Origin of the sequence: Fulvivirga kasyanovii (assembly GCF_009711405.1) — a bacterium.
In the GTDB taxonomy this organism is placed as follows: Bacteria; Bacteroidota; Bacteroidia; order Cytophagales; family Cyclobacteriaceae; genus Fulvivirga; species Fulvivirga kasyanovii.
In genome coordinates, this window is sequence record NZ_SMLW01000237.1 from 1 (window position 1) to 2,904 (window position 2,904).

General features: G+C 38.4%; 5 protein-coding genes. All 5 read right to left on the reverse strand.

What is annotated here, in order from left to right; translation table 11 throughout:
- Nucleotides 1-197: 197 nt before the first annotated feature.
- Nucleotides 198-437 carry a T9SS type A sorting domain-containing protein gene (locus E1163_RS31615; RefSeq protein WP_185155912.1) on the reverse strand — a complete coding sequence of 80 codons (240 nt, stop codon included), beginning with the start codon at nt 435-437 and terminating at the stop codon, nt 198-200.
- A gap of 20 nt (nt 438-457) precedes the next feature.
- Entirely contained in the window at nt 458-625 is a 168-nt protein-coding gene (locus tag E1163_RS01240; RefSeq protein ID WP_155168708.1) for a hypothetical protein, read from the reverse strand.
- 61 nt (nt 626-686) lie between these two features.
- Nucleotides 687-956, reverse strand: coding sequence for a hypothetical protein (locus E1163_RS01245; RefSeq protein WP_155168709.1), 270 nt, complete (start codon nt 954-956; stop codon nt 687-689).
- A 473-nt stretch (nt 957-1,429) separates the two neighbouring features.
- Nucleotides 1,430-1,669 (reverse strand): hypothetical protein, encoded by a 240-nt coding sequence (locus E1163_RS01250; protein WP_155168710.1) that lies wholly within the window; start codon nt 1,667-1,669, stop codon nt 1,430-1,432.
- A gap of 320 nt (nt 1,670-1,989) precedes the next feature.
- A partial coding sequence (locus E1163_RS01255; protein ID WP_155168711.1) for a cation transporter occupies nt 1,990-2,904 on the reverse strand: 915 nt, incomplete at its 5' end.

Here is a 2,904-nt window from a genome sequence, read left to right on the forward strand (position 1 = left end):
TTTTTTGACCGCATCAATTTCTAGATTTAACCTAGTTCCGATGTTTTTGGCAGTTTACTTATTGCTATTAGTAGTATTTATTATTAGAAAAATAAGAATGGTTTCCCAAGTCAAATTTCTTGATATGAAGAAGTCCACTGAGGTTTTAAAGTAATTTAGACTATTCTATTTTAAAATTGTCGGGCTACTATCTTCTCTTAACGTTTTATAAACTGAGTATATTCAGACTTTGCCCCTTTGGTCACTTTCAAAATATATACCCCCGGCATATATGACGAAGTATCCAATATTAATTGATCCCCATGAATCACCCGTCTGTTAAATATGTCTTTCCCGTAGACATTGCGAATTTCCAGTAAGTAATTTTCGTTAAAAGGAATTGATGTCACTTTGATTTGATCTCCAGCCGGGTTAGGATATACTTCTATAGACCTCATATCGCTAAAAAATATACCCTTCACTTCGCTATAAGTCTTCCTCCGTCAGCATCCACAAATTTTAACCGGTAGTAGTTATATCCCTGTAAAGGCTTTTTATCCGGCAAACTATATTCATTTATAGTAGTGGAATTGTCCATTCCTTTCACTTTTCCAATATTTAACCATGAATCTTCTAGTGGTTTCATACGCTCGACCTGAAAGAATTCATTGTTTATCTCTGTTGCCGTTGCCCAGTTTAGTCTTACACTATTTTCCTCTCTTTGGCATGAGAAGGCATAGTTCCACCGGTAAAGGCCTGTCTGCAGTGGTAAGAGCAAAACGGCCAAAGTCTGTAAAGCCTGATGCAGTAAATGTTTTCCCACTGGCATTATGAACAGCCGGTACAAAGTACCATTTATCATCTAACTCGGGATCCTGAGTAATCGCTGCTCCTGCACCATCTATATCATCAATACTCCCCATGTAGGCATTATCGTAATTGAGGGTCAATGTATAATTATAATTGGTGTCACCCATTTCCAAAGACTTGTCAGTCTAATTACTGGGAAAGCAACTTCATCAGCGGAGCTGAATTATTTAAACATCAGCTATAACATCTGATGCAGAGAAAAACATGTTGTGGAATCAGAAGAAACTCATACCCGTGAAGACGGTAGCGAGCAGCATGATCATTAATAAGTACTAACCAAAATAGAATGCGATATGTAGTGATTCTTACGGCATTGGCCCTATTTTCCTACGAAGAGGCAGAAAAACACGATCCATGCCCATGTTGAGATAGAAGGCCATGTCCACATAGACACAGAAAGGCCTGCTGTTGATACCATTGTATGGACAGATAAAACAGATCTTTTTGGTGAAGTTTCAGGCTCCAGTGGTGTGCAATACCAGCCGATTTGCCGCACAATTCACCATACTGCTGAAGGTAAGACATAAATCATCCTACTGTAATGCATTCTAAAAAACAAAAGAAAAGGTGGTCAAATCGACTACCTTCCCTTATAAGAAGTAGAGAAAGCGGCAAAAATATCTCTTTTTTTGTGGTAATTAGACCCCTTACTGCTCTCAGACTTATTCATCTCCGAAAGCACATGCCTTAACACAATTTCTGAAAGCCGCTCCATCTGACGGATCATCTCCAACGCCTCATCTTCAGTTAGATGTGAAAATTCCTTTTTTGCCCTTATTCTGTCTGGAGTTACATTATGTTTTTTCTTTCCGTTTTGCATGTTCATTTTTTCTTTAGAATATGGTAATAAAAAATATTAAATGCGTGGCAGGGAATCGAACTTGCGTTAAGCCGCTGATTAATAGACTTTAAAGGAAAAGGAATATAGCTCTTTTAAAATATTTGACAATAATTTCTCGAACTTTTTAATTATTGTAAGTGCTTGATAATCAACAAAAAAAGGCAACCATTACTGATTGCTTTCTTAATAGTAGCGGGAAGGGGCGAATTCTCGAACTTTTTGCAGCAAAATTCCAGCCAAATTTTAGAGGGCTATGCAAGGATTCACAAGCGTAGATAACTATCAACCTACAGGTTCAGTCATGGATGGTTTTCCTGATAGGTTACATTGGGGTTCGGTAGACTTTTAACAGGCTGGATAACCAGATCTTGAATCTTCCAATCAAGCCCGCGTGCTTTTTCATAAGCTTTTTGAATATTCTCAATCAGGTTTTCTTCATACTTAGGAATAATAAATACATCTCCAAAAAATACCAGGCCATGCTCTCTCATGCGAATATGTACATCGCTCACCCAATCTTCGTTCAGAAATATTTTTGTCAGTTCAATAAGTAATGGATGAGGACTTCGATCATCCATGGTTTTTGGGATTTCTTCCATCAGGTCAAACATTGAAGCTTTCACCTGGTAGAGTCCATCTTTTACGATACTGGCAGCTATAAAGATTGCAACCACAGGGTCTGCCCACCATATCCCTAAACGTATGCCAATAATCCCAATTATACCTGCCGCTGATGCCATCCAATCAGCTCTTTGCATTTTCGCATCTACATACAAAACTTTTATGTGTAGTTGACGGGATAGCGGAAGCTTTCTTTTGCCTATCAAATAAGCCGGTATTAAACTGTAAATCAAAGCAAGCACCATCACCCAACCCATCCAGACCTGCTGTCCGAAGATTTCCGTGTCCTCGATAACAATGGCTTCTGCCTTTACGAGTTCTATGACAGAATCTATTAAAATAAATAGGCCCAACATCAATAATGCAATAGCTCCAGCAATAAACGCCACTGTAAATGCCTTATGGTAACCGTATGGAAAATCGTACGAAGGTGATTTATTAAAAAACCGGGACGCAATCAGAAACGCTACTGATGGAAATAGCGATACCAGATCCTCAACGAAAACTGCCTTCACAACTTGTGAATTAGCCATGACAAAGTATAAGAAAATAACTACACTTATCAGGTAGGCAATCGTTAACCATTCAAGCTG